Origin of the sequence: Leeuwenhoekiella sp. A2 (assembly GCF_047946655.1) — a bacterium.
Classification (GTDB): domain Bacteria; phylum Bacteroidota; class Bacteroidia; order Flavobacteriales; family Flavobacteriaceae; genus Leeuwenhoekiella.
This window is the reverse complement of sequence record NZ_CP172311.1, coordinates 1,593,539-1,615,413: the sequence shown is the minus strand read 5'-3', so window position 1 is coordinate 1,615,413 and position 21,875 is coordinate 1,593,539. Positions and strand designations below refer to the sequence as shown.

18 protein-coding genes and 1 tRNA gene are annotated in these 21,875 nt (G+C 35.2%); 10 read left to right on the top strand and 9 right to left on the bottom strand.

The window, feature by feature from the left end:
* Window positions 1-92: 92 nt before the first annotated feature.
* Window positions 93-1,085 (top strand): tRNA dihydrouridine synthase DusB, encoded by a 993-nt coding sequence (dusB, locus tag ACH3PA_RS07255; protein ID WP_416445687.1) that lies wholly within the window; start codon window positions 93-95, stop codon window positions 1,083-1,085.
* 11 nt (window positions 1,086-1,096) lie between these two features.
* Here the strand turns inward: dusB and ACH3PA_RS07250 are convergent, their stop codons facing one another.
* Both ACH3PA_RS07250 and rbfA read right to left on the bottom strand, forming a co-directional pair.
* A complete protein-coding gene (locus ACH3PA_RS07250) occupies window positions 1,097-2,296 on the bottom strand; it encodes an ABC transporter permease (protein WP_416445689.1) in 1,200 nt (399 codons plus the stop codon).
* Between the two features lie 9 nt (window positions 2,297-2,305).
* Entirely contained in the window at window positions 2,306-2,698 is a 393-nt protein-coding gene (gene rbfA / locus ACH3PA_RS07245) for a 30S ribosome-binding factor RbfA (protein ID WP_416445691.1), read from the bottom strand.
* Window positions 2,699-2,777: 79 nt separating this feature from the next.
* On the opposite strand from rbfA, the gene mce reads away from it, so the two are divergent.
* From mce to ACH3PA_RS07225, 4 genes are all read left to right on the top strand, one after another.
* On the top strand, window positions 2,778-3,179 hold the full coding sequence (gene mce, locus ACH3PA_RS07240; RefSeq protein ID WP_416445693.1) for a methylmalonyl-CoA epimerase: 402 nt from the start codon (window positions 2,778-2,780) through the stop codon (window positions 3,177-3,179).
* A gap of 69 nt (window positions 3,180-3,248) precedes the next feature.
* Window positions 3,249-3,322: transfer RNA gene (locus ACH3PA_RS07235), tRNA-Ile, on the top strand.
* A gap of 153 nt (window positions 3,323-3,475) precedes the next feature.
* Window positions 3,476-4,702 (top strand): hypothetical protein, encoded by a 1,227-nt coding sequence (locus tag ACH3PA_RS07230; RefSeq protein WP_416448493.1) that lies wholly within the window; start codon window positions 3,476-3,478, stop codon window positions 4,700-4,702.
* Window positions 4,692-5,570 (top strand): DNA adenine methylase, encoded by an 879-nt coding sequence (locus ACH3PA_RS07225; protein ID WP_416448492.1) that lies wholly within the window; start codon window positions 4,692-4,694, stop codon window positions 5,568-5,570. Before ACH3PA_RS07230 ends, ACH3PA_RS07225 begins: the two co-directional genes overlap by 11 nt.
* Here ACH3PA_RS07225 and ACH3PA_RS07220 read toward each other — a convergent pair.
* From ACH3PA_RS07220 to ACH3PA_RS07190, 7 genes are all read right to left on the bottom strand, one after another.
* Entirely contained in the window at window positions 5,555-5,914 is a 360-nt protein-coding gene (locus tag ACH3PA_RS07220) for a hypothetical protein (RefSeq protein WP_416448491.1), read from the bottom strand. The genes ACH3PA_RS07225 and ACH3PA_RS07220 overlap by 16 nt on opposite strands.
* The gene (locus ACH3PA_RS07215) at window positions 5,911-6,744 is read right to left on the bottom strand and encodes a hypothetical protein (RefSeq protein ID WP_416448490.1); all 834 of its coding nucleotides are present in this window, start codon (window positions 6,742-6,744) and stop codon (window positions 5,911-5,913) included. Before ACH3PA_RS07215 ends, ACH3PA_RS07220 begins: the two co-directional genes overlap by 4 nt.
* 97 nt (window positions 6,745-6,841) lie before the next feature.
* Window positions 6,842-7,060, bottom strand: a complete 219-nt coding sequence (locus ACH3PA_RS07210) for a hypothetical protein (RefSeq protein ID WP_416448489.1) — start codon at window positions 7,058-7,060, stop codon at window positions 6,842-6,844.
* Window positions 7,054-7,353 (bottom strand): helix-turn-helix domain-containing protein, encoded by a 300-nt coding sequence (locus tag ACH3PA_RS07205; protein WP_416448488.1) that lies wholly within the window; start codon window positions 7,351-7,353, stop codon window positions 7,054-7,056. Before ACH3PA_RS07205 ends, ACH3PA_RS07210 begins: the two co-directional genes overlap by 7 nt.
* 86 nt (window positions 7,354-7,439) lie before the next feature.
* Window positions 7,440-8,135, bottom strand: a complete 696-nt coding sequence (locus ACH3PA_RS07200; protein WP_416448487.1) for a hypothetical protein — start codon at window positions 8,133-8,135, stop codon at window positions 7,440-7,442.
* Window positions 8,132-9,370, bottom strand: coding sequence for a phage integrase SAM-like domain-containing protein (locus tag ACH3PA_RS07195; protein ID WP_416448486.1), 1,239 nt, complete (start codon window positions 9,368-9,370; stop codon window positions 8,132-8,134). The genes ACH3PA_RS07200 and ACH3PA_RS07195 overlap by 4 nt, the downstream gene beginning before the upstream one ends.
* 241 nt (window positions 9,371-9,611) lie before the next feature.
* The gene (locus ACH3PA_RS07190; RefSeq protein WP_416445747.1) at window positions 9,612-13,559 is read right to left on the bottom strand and encodes a hybrid sensor histidine kinase/response regulator transcription factor; all 3,948 of its coding nucleotides are present in this window, start codon (window positions 13,557-13,559) and stop codon (window positions 9,612-9,614) included.
* 364 nt (window positions 13,560-13,923) lie between these two features.
* Between ACH3PA_RS07190 and ACH3PA_RS07185 the strand changes: the two genes are divergently transcribed.
* From ACH3PA_RS07185 to ACH3PA_RS07165, 5 genes are all read left to right on the top strand, one after another.
* Window positions 13,924-16,950 carry a SusC/RagA family TonB-linked outer membrane protein gene (locus ACH3PA_RS07185; RefSeq protein WP_416445749.1) on the top strand — a complete coding sequence of 1,009 codons (3,027 nt, stop codon included), beginning with the start codon at window positions 13,924-13,926 and terminating at the stop codon, window positions 16,948-16,950.
* 16 nt (window positions 16,951-16,966) lie between these two features.
* A complete protein-coding gene (locus tag ACH3PA_RS07180) occupies window positions 16,967-18,496 on the top strand; it encodes a RagB/SusD family nutrient uptake outer membrane protein (RefSeq protein ID WP_416445751.1) in 1,530 nt (509 codons plus the stop codon).
* 67 nt (window positions 18,497-18,563) lie between these two features.
* Window positions 18,564-19,739, top strand: coding sequence for a 1,4-beta-xylanase (locus tag ACH3PA_RS07175; protein ID WP_416445753.1), 1,176 nt, complete (start codon window positions 18,564-18,566; stop codon window positions 19,737-19,739).
* Window position 19,740: 1 nt separating this feature from the next.
* Window positions 19,741-20,829: a glycoside hydrolase family 43 protein gene (locus ACH3PA_RS07170; RefSeq protein ID WP_416445755.1), complete on the top strand. Its 1,089-nt coding sequence runs from the start codon at window positions 19,741-19,743 to the stop codon at window positions 20,827-20,829.
* Window positions 20,801-21,871, top strand: coding sequence for a family 43 glycosylhydrolase (locus ACH3PA_RS07165; RefSeq protein WP_416448485.1), 1,071 nt, complete (start codon window positions 20,801-20,803; stop codon window positions 21,869-21,871). Before ACH3PA_RS07170 ends, ACH3PA_RS07165 begins: the two co-directional genes overlap by 29 nt.
* Window positions 21,872-21,875 lie beyond the last annotated feature (4 nt).

The following is a 21,875-nucleotide window of genomic DNA, read 5'->3' as shown; positions in this document are numbered from 1 at the left end:
TTCAGCCAAGTAGAGTCTTAGTTGTTCTACAGGTTCATGATTATACTAACAGATAAAGCAGAACATTTCTTATTTTGCACAAAAATTAGACTTTGGCAAAAATTGGTAATATAGATGTAGGGGAGTTTCCATTGCTGTTAGCACCTATGGAAGATGTGAGTGATCCACCATTCCGTGCTTTGTGCAAAGAGCAGGGAGCAGATGTGGTGTATACTGAATTCATTTCGAGCGAAGGTCTTATACGCGATGCTGCAAAAAGCGTAATGAAGCTCGATATTTACGAGAAAGAGCGTCCTGTGGGCATTCAGATATTTGGTGCAAATCTAGAATCTATGCTACGCAGTGTAGAGATCGTAGAAGCATCAGGACCAGATATTATTGACATCAACTTTGGCTGTCCGGTAAAAAAAGTAGTTTCTAAAGGAGCCGGAGCCGGAATTCTTAAAGACATTGATCTTATGGTTTCACTTACCGAAGCTATGGTGAAACATACAAACCTACCCGTCACTGTAAAAACCCGCCTGGGCTGGGATGAGAATTCTATAAAGATTGTTGAGGTTGCAGAGCGCTTGCAGGATGCGGGTTGCAAAGCGATTTCTATTCACGGGCGTACACGTGCGCAGATGTACAAAGGCGACGCCAACTGGGCGCCAATTGCAGAAGTTAAGAACAACCAGCGTATGCACATTCCTGTTTTTGGGAATGGCGATGTTGACACTCCGGAAAAAGCCGTAAAAATGCGTGATGAATATGGTCTCGATGGAGCCATGATAGGTCGGGCGAGCATAGGTTATCCCTGGTTTTTTCGTGAGGTGAAGCACTATTTTGAAACGGGTGAGCATCTTCCTGCTCCTAATATGCAGGAACGTATAGAGGCTGCACGCAGACATTTACAAATGGCGATTGACTGGAAAGGGGAGAAGCTGGGCGTTTTTGAAACCCGCAGGCACTATACTAACTACTTTAGAGGGATTCCTCATTTCAAAGAATTCAGGACTAAAATGGTTACAAGTGATGATTCTGCAGATGTTTTTGCAGCTTTTGATGAAGTAGAAGAGAAGTTTGCAGATTTCGTTTTCGCTTAAAGCGAAATAAACTATTCCAGCATTTTTTCCTGCACCCGACTTGATGCAGCCAGAGAAGCTAAGATTCCTAAAATAGAGATCGTAGCAAATACCGAAACGAAATTTAAAATTGTGAATTGCATAGGGTAGGGCAGCGTAGGCGTGATCATTACCAGGTTAAACTGAAGCTGGGCGGCGACAACCAGAACTCCAAGGGCGATTCCCAAAAGTCCGCCAAAAACTGTCATCATCGCGCCCTGTAAAAAGAAAACCTGCTTGATTTCTTTAAAAGTAGCACCCAGACTGTGCAGCGTTTTTATATTTTCTCTTTTGTCAAGAATGATCATGATAATGCTCCCCACCAGGTTGAAAAGAGCGATGATAAGCACTAGCGTAAAGATGAGGTATACCGCAAGATTTTCAGTATTTAGCATTTTATAAAGCTTATCATTAAGCTGAATGCGCGTTTTTACCTGTACATTATCGCCTAAAACCTGTAAAATATCGGCCTTTGCAGCATCAAAATCGGCGCCGGGAGTCAGTTTTATTTCAATAGAACTTATTTCGTCGTCTGTGTAATTAAGCAACTGGCGAGTAAAATTGATGTTTGTAAAAACATACTTTTCATCAAGATCTTCATTCACCTGAAACAAATCTGAAACCACTAACTGCGAACTATTAAAAGCCTGAGAAGGATCTGTTATTTGCCCTGTTCCGGGTTTGGGGACCATGACACGCAACAAGTCTGCATAATTATTTGCGCCAAGGGAAAGCAATCTTGAAATTCCGAAACCAATCACAGCCACCGGTTCGTCCTGCGTAAGCCAATTGCCGTAAAATAAGGTGCTGTCTACAGGATTTACTTTCGGGTAATTTTCATCAACGCCTTTTATGTAAGCGATGTGGTTTTTTCCCTTATACTCCAGAAAGGCGCGCTCTTCAATAATTTTAGAATAAAAAGCGACTTCCTGTAAATTTTTAAGGTTGTTTTCTTCTTCGGCAGTGAAATTTAAAACCTTCCCTGAAGCAGGTAAAACCTTGATATCCGGGTCAAAAACTGACGAGAACGAAAGACTAAAATCTTTTAAACCCGCAAAACCCGAAAGCACAATAAAAAGCGCAGCAGAGCCTACAATGATGCTCAATGCCGAAATTATAGTGATAATATTGATCGCATTATTGCTGCTTCGTGTAAACAGGTAACGTTTAGCAACAAATAATGAGAACTTCATAACGCGTTGTTATGATTTTTTACGCTTAGGCAACAGATCAGGATTTTCTATTGGGTCTTCGCCGCCTTTAAGAGATTTGTCTATAGCGTCAATATACTCAAGAGAATCATCGCTAAAGAAATGTAGCTCTGGCATTCTGCGCAATTGGTGGCGCGTGCGCTGTGCAACCTCATGTTTAATAAAAGGCTTAACGGTATTCAATTCTTTTAAAACTTCGTCTGCTTTATTATGTGGGAAGATGCTTGTATAAACCTTGGCCTGTGACAGATCTGTAGTCACAGCCACTTTACTTACCGATATGATCATATCCTTCACACCTGCCTGCTGTAGCGCCTTTTGCAGCACATCTACAAGATCGCGTTGCAGGACACCAGCCACTTTTTTCTGTCGGTTTGTTTCCATGATGCAAAAATACACTTTTTATAATAGTGCTACCTTTGCGTTTTTAAGAATTAATGGGAGTCATTTATTCATTTAGCAAATGCAGAAAATAGAACATATAGGTATAGCCGTTAAAGATCTGGAAGCTTCTAACGAACTGTACCGTAAACTGCTGGGAGTAGCACATTATAAAATAGAAGAAGTAGCTTCTGAAAATGTAAAAACCTCTTTTTTTAACGTTGGTGACAGTAAGATCGAACTCTTAGAATCTACAGATGAAAATAGCGCTATTGCGAAATTTTTAAGCAAAAAGGGAGAAGGTATTCACCACATAGCTTATGGTGTATCAGATATTTATGCTGAAATCGAAAGATTGAAAGCTGAAGGATTTGTTTTTATAAATGAAACGCCAAAACCCGGTGCAGACAATAAATTAGTAGCCTTTTTACACCCAAAATCAGCCGGCGGAGTACTTATCGAACTGTGCCAGGATATGAAATAATGAAAAAAGTTTTGGTGTAAATGAAACATTAATGTAAATTTGCGCCCTCTTTAACTCTAAGTTAAAGCCGGTCCTATAGCTCAGTTGGTTAGAGCACCTGACTCATAATCAGGTGGTCCCTGGTTCGAGCCCAGGTGGGACCACTTAGAAGATCTTTAAACCCTCATAAACACTGTGTTTGTGAGGGTTTTTTGTTTATAGGGGCGGAATCAGGGGCGGAATAAATATCTTGCCTCGGCGATATTATGAGGGTCGTAAATAGCTATTTTTGTTTAAATCAATTTTAATTAAAGCGTATGAGTCAAAATATCGAAAATATAAAAATTGAAGATCTTGTCCTATGGACTGAAAATCCAAGAGATCCAATTGACTCAAATGCTAAAGATCAAGATGTTGTCGATAATGCTCTTAATGACAAGCAGTCAAAGTGGACATTAGCCAAATTGGCAAAGGAAATGAAAGGTTACTATGATTTAAGCGAATTACCAACTGTAGTATATCACGGTAAAAAGCCAGTGGTTTATGATGGAAATAGAAGAATGATATTGGCCAAAATTAAGTATGATTGTGTAAGTATTGATGACTCTGATAAAATTGATATTCCAGATTTTCCAGAGACTATACCATGTAATGTTTGTAGTAAGGATATTGCAATAAAAAATGTATTTCGTAAACACGGAGATAGTGGTACTTGGTCGCCATTAGATAGAGATATTTTCCTTAATAAATTTTTAAAACAGCCTAAAAGTTTATTCTTAAAAATAGAAGAAAGTACTAACGCTTTAAGTAGTTATCCAAAGCTTAACCAAGGCTTTGTTAAAAAGGAGATTTTCACGGAAGAAAAATTAAAAGAGTTAGGATATGAATTTGACGACAATAAACTTTTAAGTAAACACACAAAACAAGAATCAAAAAAAATACTTCAAAATATAGCTGCTCAAATCACAAGTAAAAATTTATCTACAAGAAAAAATAGAGGTGATGTCATTAGTTCTTTAGATAAAGATATTAGAAAAATTGTAGAACGTAATAAGAATAATGTAGCTAAAGAACAGAGCCTACATATTACTCCTAAAAAAGAAGAGAAGAAAAAAAGACAAACTAAAATTTCCAAATATAAACCAATATTTTTTGGAGAGATTCTTTACTTAAAACACGGAGCAATAAATGATATTCATAGGGATTTAATTGAATTGGAAAAATTTTATCAAGCCAACAAGGATTATTTAAGTAGTTATTTTCCTAGCTTAATTAGAATGTCTCTAAGACTTCTTTGTGAAGCTGCAGCTAAGGAACAAAGCGAAAGTTTACAAACTTATTTAAATAAGCATTTTGCAGCTGCTAAAAAAAGTTTAGATCAAGATGCTAAAACTACACTTTCTAGTCAAAATGTGAAAGATAATACTATAGTACAACTACTTCAAGCAGGTGCACACGCTTATGAGGCAGGTCAAAATTACGAACAAGCTAGAGCCATTTCAATTATTATAGGACAAATTCTAAAGATAACATATGGCAAATAAAAAGGAAAGTAGATTCGATTCTCCTTTAAGGTATCCTGGGGGAAAGGCTAGGATTTTTCCATTCGTTTCAAATTTAATTTATGAAAACGATTTAATTGGCTGTAGTTATGCAGAACCCTATGCGGGTGGTGGTGGTTTAGCTTTAAAATTACTATTTGATGAGTTCGTTAGCAGTATTTATATAAATGATTTAGATAAATCAATTTATGCCTTATGGGTTACTATGCTTAACGATAATGTAAGATTTTGTGATTGGATTGAAGATCTTGATGTCACAGTTGAAAATTGGATCTATTACAAAAATATCCAAAAGAAACCTGAAAATATTGAACAAATAGAATTAGCGAAATCAACTTTTTTTTTAAATAGGACAAATGTATCTGGAGTTATCAAGGGAGGTATGATAGGTGGTTTTGAGCAAAAAGGTAAATACAAAATCGACGTCCGGTTTAACAAAGATGATTTAATTAAAAGAATAAAGAAAATCCACAGATTCAGAGAAAGAATTTATGTTTCAAACTTAGATGGACTTCAGTTCATAAAAAAAATGGGGCAAAAAAAGGAAGATGTTTTTATTTATTTAGATCCTCCATATTATCAAAAAGGAGCAGATTTATATATGAATTTTTATAAAGAAAAAGATCATAAAAAATTATCTGAAAAAATTAGAAAAACAAAAAACCGGTGGATGGTTTCATATGATAATCACGATTTCATCCTTAACCTATATTCTGAAAAGAATAAATTAACATATAAACTATCACAATCCACATCTAATCGGATTGGCGATGAGGTTCTAATTTTTTCAGATAATTTGATTTTTAATAATTCAATGGATGAGTTAAAATCAGCTTACTTACTACCGTAATCTTCATATATTTGTGTGTCTAGCATTTCAAAAGCAGCACAAAATTCTTTATAGAATTGACCGTCAAATGCATAATTTCCTATCATTTCTACACATTCAAAATAAGTATTTCCTGTAATTAAAAAATCAATTCTATTTCTTAATTTATCATTAGCACTGATGATAGCCCCATCATTAAGTCTATATAAGTTCTTATTATTATGCAGAGATAATGTTTTTAGAGCTTTAAAATTCATTTTTAAAAACTCTGGTGAAGTGGTTATGTATATACCAACTAACAGTAAATCATCAGCGAAGTAATTTATTGATTTTCCGTTGTAATCACTTAAATTAATTTTTTTCATATCGCTTTATTTTTATCGTCTAATCGTTTATACATTGGCAAAGTTTGCCTGTTTAGATTTATCATTTTCACGTTAATAACAGGTGATTTCTTATCCTTGACCTCAAATTGCTTTATTACCGCATTTAATCGCTCAAATTGGGCGGTAAACTCCGTAGTGGTATAAAAGTCCGTGTACAGTTCAGAAACACGCCTAGAACAGTTCCATACTTGACATTTGAACTTTGCGCTGTTCTTAGTTACATACTTGGTTACGTATGATGCAATTGAACGAATATTATTAGAATTCAATTGCTTAACATCAAAGGCAGACGAGGGTTTAAAGCCTTTCTCTCTAGGGTTAATTCCATTCTTTAGCTGTAAATCAATCCAGTAATTCCACCATTTTTCAATTTTCCAATATTTATTGGTGATGATATGAAAATGGACATTGCCCTTAAATTCACTATTCTTATCCTGTCTTTCTGCAACCCAGACATACTCAAAATCTGCGCTTCTTTTTTTGGCATTGTCAAGAAACTTTCTCAAAAGGTTGACCGCTTGTTCATCACTCACCTTATTTAAAAAGGTGAGTGTGACAAAGCTTAAACGTTTATAGCACCGCGCAAAACAGGTTATCTTTTTGCGAATTTTCTGCTTTGAACGTTTAGAAAGTGAACGAAGTTTAATTTCGTCTTTCTTTTTAGCACTTGACTTGGATTTTTGTTTTTTCTGATTTGGTTTTTGTTTTGGACGAAGCAAAGCCGAACCAACAAACTCATGTTTAGGAACTCTCCCAAACTGACTTGTTGAAAAAGCCACACTTGTTCCATATGTATTCTTAACTATCATAATCTGAATCGTTGCACATTAATAAATACCATTTAAAGGTTTTTAGTTAAAGGTGGTTATTAAAGGTGCAAGGGTTTTAAAGGTTAAAAAAAAGAAATTACTCTGTGATAAATGGTGGTATGAAACTATCGCGTTGAAATCTGCGCATGAAACCACCTGAGCGCCTGTTATAAACATTCATGTATTGCCAATTAGGATGATTTTTCCTAAGAAAAAGGGAAAACCCATTTAGCTTGTGTACATAAGTCCATTTTTTTGGCTTTGTGCCATTTTCAAAAAAGACGATAACTGAATAATCATTTTTTTTCTTTAGCATGATAGACCCCCTTTCTTTGTTGAAGTTTGAATCTGGTTAAGAGCCTGATTAACCTCTTCTAGTTTGTAGAGAATTCTGTTGCCAATACGATGCGCTTTTACAATGCCTGTTTTAGTCCAGTCATGAAGTGTAGGCAGCGATATGCAAAGTAGTTTTGCTGTATCTTTTCGGGATAAAAGAGTAAGTTTTTCTTTCTCTTTAGGGATGAAAGATTTTAATTTTCTTTCGAGAACTTGTTCAACAACTTTTTCAAAGTCGGATAGTTCAAATGTGTGTAGCATTACATTTGCCATTATTTAATTGTATTTGATTAATAATGGCACAAGGATAGAGCGAGGAAAGCCCTGTAGTAAGTCAAGTAGTTACTACTATCTACAATCTAGATTTGTTTAATATCTTTATTTACTAAATTCAATTCTTCTTCAAATCCTAGATTTTCAAAGAGTTGTTGTAGTTTTTTTAACCCCTTTTCAGTCTTTACTTTTTTTATTGTATTTCCTGTTTTATGAAAATTAGAAAGATGTTGTCGTGTTGCTTCCTCACTATCACCGGTAATTAGAGAAAGGAGTTTAGCATATTTTGTATTTTCATATGTATCAAACCTTAACCCCATGTAGTAAAGAGACAATATTTTTTCTTTATGCGTTAGATTTGATTTTGAGGTGGTTTGCTTTATCTCATTTGGTTGAGAAAGTAATTGTTTTAACCATTTATGATATTGAACATAAATGCGAGCCTGTTCAGACAACACTATCTCATTATTGTAAGATTCATCACTTTGCTGTTCATGTCTAACAGGAGTATAAGCACCAGTAGAATAATAGGATTTGTATGCAAGAGCAAAATTGTGTTTTAAACCCTTAGAGATATTTAAAATGAACGTTCTGTCTGTTGATTGTAGTTTTGGGTTGCCGAATATGTCAATATCAATACCAGCATGATATTTTAAATTGTCAGGATTTGCTAAACCTTCAATTGCTTTTAATTCATTTTCTATTAGGTATTCTTTTGCTGTTGTTTTTTCTAGAGCCTTTTCAAAATCCTGCTTTAGCTTTTCAAGTGTATGTAATCTCATGAATTAAAGAATGGATGATTTAATAATTTATCTGCGTTCTGTTCCTGCGTAACCCGAATATATTTTAAAAACGATTTTTCTGATTTATGCCCAGTGATTTTCATTATTGAAATGGAGGGAACATCAGCCAAATATAAATTAGTTGCAAAACTTCTTCTTGCCGTATGGGTAGAAATTAAATTGAATTTCTTTTCTGGGGTTTTAATCAGTTTACCCCCCTTAGTGATTGTTGTTTCTAATTCCTCTTTTATTCCTGCAATAGAACAGACCTCTTTTATGTACCTGTTCATTACTTGATTTGTAAATGCTTTAGGAAGCTTATTATCGTATTTTTTCAAAATGTTTTTTACGACTCTATGTAAAGGAATAAATACACGTTCTCCTGTTTTTTGAGTTCTTACTTGCATCAAGGATTTACTGTCAATTATGTTTTCAGGATTTATCTGTGTGAAGTCAGAAAACCGTAAACCTGTATAGCATCCTACTAAAAATAAATCTTTCACACGTTCCAATCGTGGCAAAGCTGTTAAATCCAGTTTTTCAATTTTATTCAATTCCTCCACACTCAAATAAACAGTATCAGCTTCTTCCCTTAAAGTTTTAAACTTATTCTTTTTAAACTCATAGTTTTCATTTAATCCACGTTCTGTAGCTTCGCTCATAAACGTTTTAAGCGTTTTTATATGTTTTCCTACCGTATTAGCAGAAAGATTATGTTTAGTGCTTAAATAGTGAATGTATTGATTGTAAAAATCTAATGTGATACTTTCAAAGTCGATACCTGTTCTTAAATGAGAAGCAAATTTTTGTAAATACTTAAATGAAGTTTTGTAAACTTTGACTGTACCCTCTTTTTTAACCAATTTGCTTTCTTCAATGAATTTTTCAATAAATTCAAATAAGCTTAATTTATTTTGCTTTATAATATTATCAGATAATTCCGCTTCTAGTTCTTTCTTAAGAATTGCATTATTTGGCTGAACACCGTCATTTAATATTCTGCGATAAGCGTTATTAATACCATTTTGAAATTTATCTAATCTGGCGTTAAATTCAGGATATTCAGGAAACTGCTTCGTTTCTTTTACTCTTTGAAAAGTATCATTCCAAAACCGCGGATTAATTTTCTCGCCTGTAGAATATTTAAACCTCTTATAATTGTAATAGAAATTTAAATAAATTAAAGTCTCTGTTTTAGAGTTTGGTTCTTTGAGTTTGAATTTTGCTTTTCCCATACCCCAAATATATTTTAAAATATCATAGGGGCGTAGAGAGGGGCGGAATAAATTTAATTCGGGTTTCTAAAGGTTAAGTTAGGTAAGAGGTAAAACGCACTATTAATAAGGGATAATCCCAGTAAATACCATAAAATCGGATAAAATAGCACTAAATAGTTGGGGGTTCAGGTGGGACCACAGAGTATCATAAAGCCTTTCGATATTTCGGAAGGCTTTTTTTATTCAATAGGTCAAATTTTTATTCTAGAATTAAATATTGACTGGGAGTCATGTTGAATTGTTTTTGAAAACTCCTACCAAAACTTGTCTGAGAGCGAAAACCTACACTCTCTGAGATTTCATAAATTTTTAGATCGGTTGTTTTGAGAAGATGCGCAGCTTTTTTAAGTCGGCTAATGTTGATTAACTGGTTTGGCGACATATCTGATATTTCTTTAATTTTTCGGTATAAAGTTGAGCGACTCATATTCATATATGTTGCCAGAGAATCGACATTAAGATCTGGGTCTTTAAGGTTTTCATCTATTATTTTATCGAGCTTTGATAGAAAATTTTTATCAGTATTAGAAAGGGTAACAGATTTTAAATGGGCAAGCGGGGAGCTTGTATAATGGCCTACGATTGTTTTTCTGTTTTCTATAAGATTAGAAATTTGAACCTGAAGATGATCCATCGAGAAAGGTTTACTTATATAAGCGTCTGCTCCAGATTCAAGACCTTCTATTTTTGCATTTAATGTGTCTTTTGCCGTTAGAAGAATTACAGGTATATGGCTTGTGTCAACATTTTCTTTAATTTGCTTACATAATTCTATTCCGGTTTTTATAGGCATTCTAATGTCACTTATAACCAGCTGCACATCATAATCTGAAATCATTGCCCAGGCTTCCTGTCCATTTTTAGTAAGAAGAACGTTATAATGCTCTGATAATTCAGTTTGAATGAAAGAAGCTAATTCTGCATTATCTTCGGCAACAAGAATAATAGGAGCTTGTTTTTGAAATTCCGCTACCTGTTTTTCTACCCCCTCTGTTAAGTGGAGAGTGGGACTCTTAAAATTTTTAAATTCATCTTTTTGATGAAGAGGTATTCTCAGGATGAAGGTGTTTACTGATTTTTCATTTTCATCAATGTAAAGTTTACCATTATGTAATTCTGTGAGAGAATAAGCAAGAGACAATCCTAAGCCGGTACTCGATTTTTCAGACTCTCCAGAAATACGGAAAAAAGGTTCAAAAATTCTGTTTTTTAAATGTAAAGGAATTATATGGCCATCATTTTTAATGGTTATTCTAAATTCTGTTTCCTCTTCTGCGATAAGAACCTGAACTCTGGAATTAGAATATTTTATTGCGTTGCTGAAAAGATTACTTAATATTTTGCGAATGGCTTCTTCATCTACAAAAGCAAGAATATTTTCTTTTGGTTTTACTAAATCAAACTTTAAATTTTTATCCTGAATTAGTTCGCTAAAGCGTAAATACGTTTCTTCTAAAAGTTCACTAATATTTACTTCTACAAAGCTGAGTTTAACATGCTTCATTTCAGTTTTTCTAAAATCTAGTAATTCATTAACTAAATTGAGAAGTCTGGCGGTATTTTTATCCATAATCCCGAGGTTTTTGGGTATTTCGGGCGATTTATAGGCCTTTTTAAGCAGTTTTTCTAAAGGGCTTTTTATAAGGGTAAGTGGGGTTCTTATTTCATGAGCAATGTTTGTGAAGAATTCTATTTTTGCCTGATAAATTTCTTTCTCTTTTTCATTCTCAAGTTGTTTAATTTTTCTGTCATTCTTCTCTTTATTGTAGCGGTGATAATATTGTAGCAACAGAAATAAAGCAAGAATAATTATAGAGGTATAAATTCCATAAGCAGTATTACTAGCAAGAAAAGGCGGTAATACTTCTATATTTAGGCTGCTATTTTCATTACTCCACACACCATGACTGTTTAAAGCTTTTACCTTAAACGTATAATCACCGGCTGGTAATTCTGTAAAACTTACCTCATGATTTTTTTCTAAAGCGAGCCAATTATCACTGCTTCCTTCAAGTTTGTACCAGTACTTCGTCATTTCTGGAGCGGTATAACTCAAAGAAGAAAATTCTAGATGAAAGGTTGATTGTTTGTTGGTAAGTGTAATGTTTTTTGTAAAAATAATTGACTTCTCAAGTGGCGATTGTTTTGCGCCTACAGGCACATCTTCATTGTTGATTTTAATATCTGTTATGAAAATAGGAGGGTGATAGGTGTTCTGTATAAATTCTTTTGGATTGAAACTTATTAGACCGTTTACGCTTCCAAAATACATTTCGCCATTCTTGTCTTTAAGAGCAGAACTGTAATTAAATTGATCACTTAGCAGACCATTAGATTTAGTATATGTTTTTATTGTATCAGTTTGAGGATTAAATTCTACTAATCCACTAGAGGTGCTAATCCACAAATCATTTTTATGGTCTTCTAAAATTGAATAAGTCACATTGCTGGGAAACCCATTTTCTTTAGTATACCGCTTAAAATTCTTTTCTTTAGGACTGTACAGATTCAATCCATTTTCTGTGGTAATCCATAAATTATTTTCAGAATCTTCAAAAATACCATTGATGACATTTGAGCTAATACTTGATTTGTCACTTCTATCGTATCTAAAGAAACCTTGTTGCTGCGTTTGTGGATTGAAATAGAACAAACCATCCCAGTAAGTTCCAGCCCACAGAATACCATTATGGTCTTCGATTAAATAGGTATAATGATAATTTTCAGGAAATTCTTGAACAACTTTAAAAGTGTTACTATCAGGTAAATATTTATGTATTCCTGATGAGGTTAAAATGTATACATCATTATTTTTAGTTTCATAGATGTAAAGAATAAAATCACTGCGCAGGCCGCCTTCATTTTCGCCGGTTCCAAAATGGTCTGTTATCACACCTGTTTTGATATCCATAATATCAAGGCCATGCTCAAAAGTCCCAATCCATAATTTATTACCACGAGGTAATAATCCGTGAATATTGTAATGTGATAAATTCCCTCTATTGCTTACAGAAGGATAATTTTTAAATTCACCTGTTTTAAGGTCAAGTTTATTTAAGCCTGCATCTTCAGTACCAATCCAAAGATTATCAAAATCATCCTTTTTAATTTCACGTATAGCGTTGCCACTAATTGAATTTTCGCCCACTCTGGGAAAGTATCGTTTTATGGGAGTATACTGTTTGGGATAATAGTTTACTCCGCCAAAATAGGTGCCTATCCATATGCCGCCTTCCTCGTCTAAAACTAGCGAGTAAATGGCATTGTCTGAGAGAGAATATGGATTGTTATAATTCTTTTTGAAATTTTTATAGGTGCGATCTTTAAAACTGTAGATAAATATTCCCGACTCACTGGCTACCCAAAGTTCATCCTCATTTATTTTTAGAAAATCTCTTATGAAAAGGGGATTTTCATTTATATCTAACAGCGATGTAAGTTGTTTAGTAAGTCTGTTATAAATAAGAGCCCCGTTGTTTTTTGTACCAATATAAATAGAATCCTTTCCCTGCGCCGCAATGGTGGTAATAATTATTCTTTCATCATTAGGCGTTTTATAATGAAGATTAATTTTTTGAAAAGAATCACTCCCATTGACATATTTAAAAAACTCATCAGAAGACGCGACAAATACATCTCCTGCATCATTTGTTGTGAGAAAAGATGAGTAAAACTGAGTAAAAATAACTTCCTGAGACTGCCCCTTATTCAATGCTAATTTGTGAAGGCTGCCGGAAGCTATAAACCAGAGATTACCATCACTATCTCCTTTAATATCGAGTATTGGTTTATTCTTTGTACTCTCGACCAGAGCAAACGTTTCATTTTTCTCATCATATTTAAATAGGCCTGTATCTGTGCCCACCCATAAATAACCATTGAACTCACTAAGACATCTTATGAAATTACTGCCTATACTTTTATCGTCTTCATTATTATGCTGAAAGAGTTTAAAATTATAACCATCATATCTGTTTAGACCATCCTTTGTGCCAAACCATAAAAAGCCCCGATCATCCTGAAGCATGCTAATGACAGAATTATGAGAAAGACCATCTTCTACCCGTAAATGCTTAAAGGCATACGTTTGAGCTTCTGTTTTAAAGAGGGTTGAAGTAAATGCGATTAAGAAAAGTAACCATTTCATGTCTCTACAAATCAAGTCAATAAATAAATAATGACACTAAACCAATCGTTTCAAGTTTCTACCTATTCGGTCAAATTAACATTTTATAGCTTAAAATTAACAGATTGACCATTTTAGATGAAAAATTGAAACACCTTCTTCAAATATTCAGAATTAAATTGCCCTACTTTGAAAAACAAATATTTGACAATTTTTTTATTTATTCATTTCGCTTTTAATAAGAATGGCTGTTAAATATTGTGTGATTAATAATTAGGCAATGAAAAATAGTCTTCGAATAGATCTTAAAACGAAAGACAAATCTCTTTTCATTCCTCAATTTGATTCAAATAATTCGAACTAAAAAATTTCTAAATGAAATTCTATGAGAACAATTTTACATTTTAATTCTATGTTTAAATTCCTCTTGATTTTACTGGTTTTTTGTACACAGGGCATATTTGCTCAAAGCACAACAGAGGTAACAGGAAGAATTACAACACCAGATGGAGAACCTATACCTTTTGTTAATGTGGTTGTAAAGGGAACTAACCAAGGTACATCTGCAGATATTGACGGTAATTTTTCTATTGCTGTTAAGAGTACAGATACTTTGGTATTCAGTTATATTGGGTATGCAACAACAGAAATTATAGTAGGCGATAAACCTGTGGTTAATGTGCAATTAAAGGAAGACATTGCGACCTTAGACGAAATCGTTGTAGTGGGGTATGGTACGCAACAAAAGAAGGATTTGACAAGTGCCATTTCTATTGTAAACTCAGATCAGATTCAAAAACGGCAGACAACAACTGTTGCAGAAAGCTTGCAGGGTCTTGCATCTGGTGTTACTGTGCGAGGTGGCGGCCAACCGGGACAAGAGGCAAGAATAGAAATACGCGGACTCAAAAATTTGCAGAATGCTAATCCCCTTTATGTCATTGATGGCTTAGTTACTACCGCAAACAGAGATTTTAATCCTAATGATATAGAATCAATTCAGATTCTAAAGGATGCAGCAGCAGCAGCAATTTATGGTTCCAGAGCTGCAAATGGTGTTGTAATTATCACCACAAAAAAGGGTAAAAACGGCCCTTTGAAGATAAATATCAGCTCAAAAATCAGTTTTACAGATGTTCCCAGATATGATCTTGCGGGGCAGGAAGAGTTTGTAAGGCTTAATAATATGGCTTATGACAACGCAGGAATAGCTCGACAGGATCTAGATCTAAGCGTTAATACAGACTGGCAGAAGGAAGTATTTAGAACAGGATTAATTCAAGATCAAAATGTTAGTTTTTCTGGTGGTGGAGAAAACTCTTCTTACTTTATGTCTGGTAATTATTTCGGCAATAAAGGGACTGTTATCTCAACAGACTTTGACAGAATTTCATTTCGTGTAAACTCTAGTGGTAAAAAAGGAGTTTTTAGTATAGGTGAAAATCTTGCATTTTCAAACTCTAAGACAAATCAAATAGGGGCGCCAGAAGATTTAAGAGGAAACCCTTTTATCGATGTTGTACGATTATTACCTACAATCCCGGTTTATGATGACGCTAACCCTGGTGGTTATGGCTATGGTAAATCTGGAGTGGCAAACACCTTTGCTGCAAATCCTGTAGCCATCGCAAATCTTATTAATCAAAATGTAGAAAATTTTAGAATAAGAGGAAATGTCTGGGCAGAAATAGATCCGTTTCCATTTTTAAAATATCGTATAAATTTTGGTTATGAATCTAGTTTTGATAGTTACAATTATTTAAGAAAAGAGGGCAGCTGGACACTTAATCAACCTTTTGAGCCGTCTTTTACCAATCAAAACAAAGCACAGTCTCAAACTCAGCTTCTAGAAAACACCCTTACCTTTAATAAAGATCTGGGTAAACATTCGCTAACGGTTTTAGTAGGAACTACTTATCAAAAAGATTCTTACGAGCAAATAAATGGTACAAAGCGCAATCTATTGATTAATCCCAATACCGGGGATTATTTTGATGTGCTTGATTTAGGAAATCAAGCACAGGTAGGAGGTTTTCGCAATGAAGCCACATTATTGTCTTACCTGGGGAGATTAGAATATAATTTTGACGATCGTTATTTATTAAATGCAGTGGTACGAAGAGATGGCTCTTCAAGATTTAGCGATGCAAATAAATGGTCTAGTTTCCCATCTGTTTCAGTAGGTTGGAGATTAAGTAATGAATCTTTCTTTAATGTTGAGCAGATAAGTGACCTTAAACTTAGAGTAAGTTATGGTGAGCTGGGTAGCGGGAATATAGGAAACTACGAATATCAGGGCTTTATAAACACCTTTGGCGCTATCGTTTTAGGTGACGGCCAGACTGTTTATCCTTCTGCAACGCAAGTGAGACTTGCAAATTCAGAATTGCGATGGGAAACATTAAAGCAAACCAACTTTGGTGTTGACCTTGCCATGTTTAATAATAAACTACAATTCACTGCAGATTATTTTGTAGCAAGAACTGAAGATGTTTTATTCGGTTTCCCAATCTTGCTTTCTACAGGAAATGATGGTGGCAATCCTATTGCAAATGCCGCAACCGTAGAAAACAGAGGTTTTGAATTTAATTTAGCTTACAATCAATCAATTAATAAAGACTTCAGCTTTAATGCTTCTGTAAACTTCACATCTTTAGATAATGAGCTTGTTTCTTTAGGGAATGGTCTTAATGAAAGCATACAGGGTAATACGATTACAAGAGCTGGCGGTCCTGTAGGGATGTGGTATGTGCTACAAACTGACGGATTATTTCAAAACCAAACTGATATAGATAGTTATACTAATTCTACGGGGGAATTGATTATGCCCGGTGCTGTGCCGGGAGACATACGATTTAAGGATATTAATGACGATGGCCAGATCACAAATGAAGACAAAGAAGTTGTAGGCAGTCCATGGCCAGATTTTGAAATGGGTCTTAATTTAGGTTTTCAATACAAAGATTTTGATTTTTCTATGAACTGGATTGGTTCCTTTGGAGCCACCGTTTATAATGGCTTTCGCAGTATTGTAGATCGGTTTGATGATGATAGTAACTACAGAGCAGGCATTCAGCCCTGGACACCAGAAAATCCAAATACAGATTTCCCAAGAGTAGTAAAAGGGACAACGTTGAACTCACGAGCAGATAGTGACCGCTGGCTTGAAGACGGCAGTTTTGCTAAGCTTAAATACATAGGGATAGGTTACAATATTCCGGCTGCTACTCTGGAAAAGGTAGGTTTTACAAAAGCCAGAATAAGTCTCTCTGCGCAAAATATAATTACAATTACAGATTATCAGGGTCTTGATCCAGAATTCAGTAATAATAACATATTTCAAAGAGGAGTAGATCTAGGATCATTCCCTAATGTTCAAACCTATTCATTAGGAGTAGAATTTGGTTTCTAAAAAAATTATAATCAAGATGAAGAAAATAGTATTTATAACAACCGTTCTATGTTCTCTTTATATGCTGGTTTCTTGCCAGGAAGATGAACTTGACCTTACAAACCCCAATGCCTTAACTACAGATCAGTTTTGGGCCACGCCTAACGATGCAGAATTGGGTGTAAACTCAATCTATGCCATGTTTTACAAAGATGGTCTGTGGGCACGATGGATGAATTTTAGACTTGATCTTACCTCTGACGAAGGCTTTAGTCAAAGCCCATGGGTAGAACTTGCAGACTGGACCCGATTTAATTATATAAACTATAATTTCTGGGAAGGAAATGCAGTAACATGGCGAGACACTTACAAATCTATCTTTAGAGCAAATCAGGTGCTGGCTAATGTGCCAAATATTGAATTTACAGACCAGACCAGAAAAAAGCAGATTATAGCTGAAGCTAAATTTTTACGCGCTTTCAGTTATTATTATGCGGCTCTGTTGTGGGAAGATATCCCATTAGTCTTAGAACCTTCAAAACCAGATGATCTTCCTCAACAGGTTTCAGAAGAAGAAGTTCTTGCACAGGCAGAAGCAGATTTAAATGATGCTTTTGCAGATCTTCCATTAGCTTGGGATGCCACACAAACCGGAAGACCAACCAAAGGGGCAGCAAAAGCTATGCTTGCTAAGATCTACATGCAACAGCATAAATGGGATCAGGCAAAAACCGCTTTAGATTTTCTAGTAATAGGAGAAGGTGCAACATATAGTCTTGTGGCTAATTTTAAAGACAATTTTACAGACCTAAATGAGAATAATTCAGAATCTGTATTTGAGATTCAATTTGGTGATCAAAGAAGAGGGGGTACAGACGAGGGTGCAGATGCATCGGTTTCTTCAACAAGAGCTCAGTTTTTTGCTCCCAGAGGTATAGGCTGGTCTGATGGTCAGGCGAGATTTTGGCTTGTAGATGCTTTTAAACAAGAGAAAACTGTTGATGGAAATCTTGATCCCAGACTTGAGCATACTCTTTTCTATCCTGGGCTTTTTGAAGATTTTGGTGATAAAACCTATGGCAGAGACTGGGAGTGGGGAGCAGATGAAGCCTGGTTTAGAAAAGGAGCAAGAGATTATTACAGAGATAATGAAGATTATTATTCTCAGGTTAACTACAGATTAATACGTTATGCAGATATTTTATTGCGCTATGCTGAAGTCTTAAATGAATTGGGTATGACCACACAAGCCTATCAATATGTTGACATGGTAAGAGCACGCTCTAATATGGCACCACTTGCTCAGGCGCATCCAGAAATAGGAAATAATCCTGATTTATTTCTAAATAGATTAAAAATAGAAAGAGTTCTGGAGCTGGCTGGTGAGAATGTGCGATGGGCAGATCTTAAACGCTGGGGCGACTTAGATTCTCAGGCGGCTGTAGATGAAATAGCAGAAAGAGACCCCGATTTTAAAAACTTTAAGGTGGGAAAAAATCAAAGATTGCCTATACCGCAGGTAGAAGTTGAAAATAACCCAAACCTGTCACAACACGCAGAATATTAATTACCTAATCCCTGAAGCATTTTTGAATTAGTTGCTTCAGGGATATTTTATCTAAAAATTAATGAAAATGAGAAAAATTACACTTTGCTTAACCTTTCTGTGTTTAATGACCATACTATCATGCAAAGATGGAGAAGAACAGACTAAAAATCTTGCAACAGCTTCTGAAGCTGAAGCTATGGAAAGCAGAGATATATGGACAAAAGAAAAAGCGAATGAATGGTACAAGGAGCAGCCCTGGCTTGTAGGTTCTAATTTTAACCCAAGTACGGCGATTAATCAATTAGAAATGTGGCAGGAAGCAACCTTTGACACGATCACTATTGAAAAAGAATTGGCATGGGCAGAAGATATTGGGATGAATACAATGCGAGTTTATCTTCACGATCTATTACATAAAAACGATGCCCCCGGTTTATATAAGAGAATGGATAAATACCTTGAAATAGCCGATAATCATGGTATAAAAACGCTTTTTGTTCTTTTTGATTCTTGTTGGGATCCGTTTCCACAAGCAGGCGTACAGAGAGATCCTAAGCCACATGTTCATAATTCTGGTTGGGTACAAAGCCCCGGGCAGGAAGTATTAAAAGATAGTTCTCAATATGACCGACTCGAAAAATATGTAAAAGAAACCGTTGGAGAGTTTAAAAATGACAAGCGTATTTTAGGTTGGGATATCTGGAATGAACCGGATAATATGACGGGACCTTCGTATGAGGATGTAGAAATTGCAAATAAGGCCGAATTAGTAATGCCTTTGCTCAAAAATGCGTTTGGCTGGGCAAGATCTGTCAATCCTGATCAGCCTTTGACATCGGGAGTTTGGACCGGTGATTGGAGCGATCCTGAAAATATGAAGCCAATGCATAAAATGCAAATTGAACAATCTGATATTATTACCTTTCATAATTACAATACGCCAGATGATTTTGAAAAGAATATAAAAGAGCTTCAGCGTTACGGGAAACCAATACTTTGTACAGAATATATGGCAAGACCTAATGGCAGCACTTTTGAAGGTTTTCTGCCGGTTGCCAAAAAACATAACGTTGGGATGTTTAACTGGGGATTTGTAGATGGTAAAACACAGACTAAATATCCCTGGGATAGCTGGACGAAAACATATACAGCAGAACCCGAAGTTTGGTTTCATGAAGTATTTAGAAAAAATGGTGAGCCTTATAAGAAAGAAGAAACCCAGTTAATAAGCAAGCTAACTTCTGAAGTAAACGTGAAATAGTATGCTGATTTTTGAGGTTAAAAAGGCGATTTTCGGTATAAAAAGGCAGTTATTTCTCTTTAATTTGATCTTGTTTTTTCTTTTTGCGGGTAATGTGATTGCTCAACAGCCAGATCCGCCGGGGCAAATTAAAGTTGGTGAACAAGCTACAAAAGAGGCTTATCTTTTTGCCCATATGACGCATGATGATTACGGTCGTTTGTATTATTCTGTGAGCACAGATGGTTTGCACTGGAATAAATTGAATGAAGGCAAGCGTGTATTTCAAGATTATCAGGGTCATCCTGATATCGTAAAAGGTCCGGCGGGTAATTATTATATCGCCGGCAACACAAGTGATTCTTCACCAGATATCAATATTTGGGTTTCTGCAGATCTTATAACATGGAAAAAGCATTCGGTTTATACTCCAGACCTTAAGGCCACACCTGGATATTCTGAAGCCCTTCAGCGAATAGGCGCTCCTAAACTTTTTTATGATAAGGCGTCAGCACAATTTATAATGACCTGGCATACGCCACACGAGGAGGGAACTAAGGAAGATCCTGAGAGATATTGGGCAAGCCAGCGTACTTTATATGTACTTTCAAAAGATCTTAAAAATTTTGATGGTCCGCCACAGCGACTGTTTGACTGGGATTTTGGGACAATAGATGTTTCAATTAGAAAAGTTGATGATACTTATTATGCTATTCTTAAAGATGAAACGTATCCCACTTTATACTGGCCTACGGGGAAAACTATTCGTATTGCGCGATCAGGTTCTTTATTAGGACCATATTCTCTTCCGCAGGAACCCATTAGCCCAAATTTTAGAGAGGCGCCTACATTAATTTCTTCGCCTAATGGAAAGATTTGGTATATGTATTATGAGCAATATCCGGGAGTTTCTTACGGTCTTTCTATTTCAGATAATTTAAACGGGCCATGGTATCAGGCATCGGGCTATACTTTTTTTAGTGATTGGGATAAGTACAGTTTGCCTGAAAATGTAAGGCATGGTTGTATGATAAGTATATCAATGGATGAATATAATGCGCTTGTAAATAAATTTGGAATCGATGAAGAAAATTCACAAAAAAGTAAGTGAACCTATGAAGATTAAATTTAAGTGTAAATATGTCCTTTTATTTTTGATTTCCCTATCTGCGTTTAGTCAGTCAGGCACATTTACAAATCCTCTTTTGCCATCTGGTGCAGATCCTTACAGCACATACCATAAAGGCTACTATTACTATACTAATACGCTGCAAAATAAACTTGTTTTATGGAAAACAAAGAATCTCGTAAATCTCGCAGATGCCGAAAGTAAAACTATCTGGACACCACCAGAAAATACCCAGTATTCAAGAGATATCTGGGCGCCAGAGTTTCATATAATAGACAACAAATGGTATGTCTATTTTGCAGCAGATGATGGTGATAATAATAATCACAGAATGTATGTGTTAGAAAATGATTCTGAAGATCCCTTTGCAGGAGAATGGGAGTTTAAAGGTAAAATAGCGGCAAAACCAGATCGATGGGCAATTGATGGTAATGTGTTTGAATATAAAAACAAGCTTTACATGATCTGGTCAGGTTGGGAAGGAGACACAAATGGGCAGCAGAATATTTACATAGCTAAAATGAAAAATCCCTGGACTCTTGATACTAATAGAGTATTAATTTCTGAACCAACATATATTTGGGAAAAACAGGGTGATCTTGATGATGCTAATAATCCACCTCATGTAAATGTGAATGAAGGGCCTCAATATTTAGAGCATGAAGGTAAAATATTTATTGTCTTTTCTGCTAATGGTTGCTGGACAGATTATTATTCACTAGGATTATTACAATTTAAGGGAAATGATATTTTAGATCCCGCAAACTGGGAAAAGCATTCTGTACCAGTTTTTAAAAAGTCTGAAGAAAATTCAGTTTATGCACCCGGACATAATTCTTTCTTTAAATCTCCAGACGGTAAAGAAGATTGGATTCTATATCATGCAAACTCTAATCCCGGTGATGGGTGTGGTGGAAAACGATCGCCCAGAATGCAAAAAATCAAATGGAATAAAGATGGAACTCCCGATCTGGGAGTTCCTGTTTCAGAAAAAAAAGAATTAGAAATACCTTCAGAAAACTAAAGAT

What these genes read in the sequence shown, in the direction of transcription:
- ACH3PA_RS07250 (WP_416445689.1), bottom strand. Translation starts at nt 2,296, where the DNA reads ATGAAGTTCTCATTATTTGTTGCTAAACGTTACCTGTTTACACGAAGC.
- rbfA (WP_416445691.1), bottom strand. Translation starts at nt 2,698, where the DNA reads ATGGAAACAAACCGACAGAAAAAAGTGGCTGGTGTCCTGCAACGCGAT.
- ACH3PA_RS07215 (WP_416448490.1), bottom strand. Translation starts at nt 6,744, where the DNA reads ATGATAGTTAAGAATACATATGGAACAAGTGTGGCTTTTTCAACAAGT.
- ACH3PA_RS07210 (WP_416448489.1), bottom strand. Translation starts at nt 7,060, where the DNA reads ATGCTAAAGAAAAAAAATGATTATTCAGTTATCGTCTTTTTTGAAAAT.
- ACH3PA_RS07190 (WP_416445747.1), bottom strand. Translation starts at nt 13,559, where the DNA reads ATGAAATGGTTACTTTTCTTAATCGCATTTACTTCAACCCTCTTTAAA.
- ACH3PA_RS07195 (WP_416448486.1), bottom strand. Translation starts at nt 9,370, where the DNA reads ATGGGAAAAGCAAAATTCAAACTCAAAGAACCAAACTCTAAAACAGAG.
- ACH3PA_RS07175 (WP_416445753.1), top strand. Translation starts at nt 18,564, where the DNA reads ATGAGAAAAATTACACTTTGCTTAACCTTTCTGTGTTTAATGACCATA.
- ACH3PA_RS07165 (WP_416448485.1), top strand. Translation starts at nt 20,801, where the DNA reads ATGAAGAAAATTCACAAAAAAGTAAGTGAACCTATGAAGATTAAATTT.
- ACH3PA_RS07185 (WP_416445749.1), top strand. Translation starts at nt 13,924, where the DNA reads ATGAGAACAATTTTACATTTTAATTCTATGTTTAAATTCCTCTTGATT.
- ACH3PA_RS07230 (WP_416448493.1), top strand. Translation starts at nt 3,476, where the DNA reads ATGAGTCAAAATATCGAAAATATAAAAATTGAAGATCTTGTCCTATGG.
- ACH3PA_RS07200 (WP_416448487.1), bottom strand. Translation starts at nt 8,135, where the DNA reads ATGAGATTACATACACTTGAAAAGCTAAAGCAGGATTTTGAAAAGGCT.
- ACH3PA_RS07220 (WP_416448491.1), bottom strand. Translation starts at nt 5,914, where the DNA reads ATGAAAAAAATTAATTTAAGTGATTACAACGGAAAATCAATAAATTAC.
- ACH3PA_RS07180 (WP_416445751.1), top strand. Translation starts at nt 16,967, where the DNA reads ATGAAGAAAATAGTATTTATAACAACCGTTCTATGTTCTCTTTATATG.
- ACH3PA_RS07205 (WP_416448488.1), bottom strand. Translation starts at nt 7,353, where the DNA reads ATGGCAAATGTAATGCTACACACATTTGAACTATCCGACTTTGAAAAA.
- mce (WP_416445693.1), top strand. Translation starts at nt 2,778, where the DNA reads ATGCAGAAAATAGAACATATAGGTATAGCCGTTAAAGATCTGGAAGCT.
- ACH3PA_RS07225 (WP_416448492.1), top strand. Translation starts at nt 4,692, where the DNA reads ATGGCAAATAAAAAGGAAAGTAGATTCGATTCTCCTTTAAGGTATCCT.
- ACH3PA_RS07170 (WP_416445755.1), top strand. Translation starts at nt 19,741, where the DNA reads ATGCTGATTTTTGAGGTTAAAAAGGCGATTTTCGGTATAAAAAGGCAG.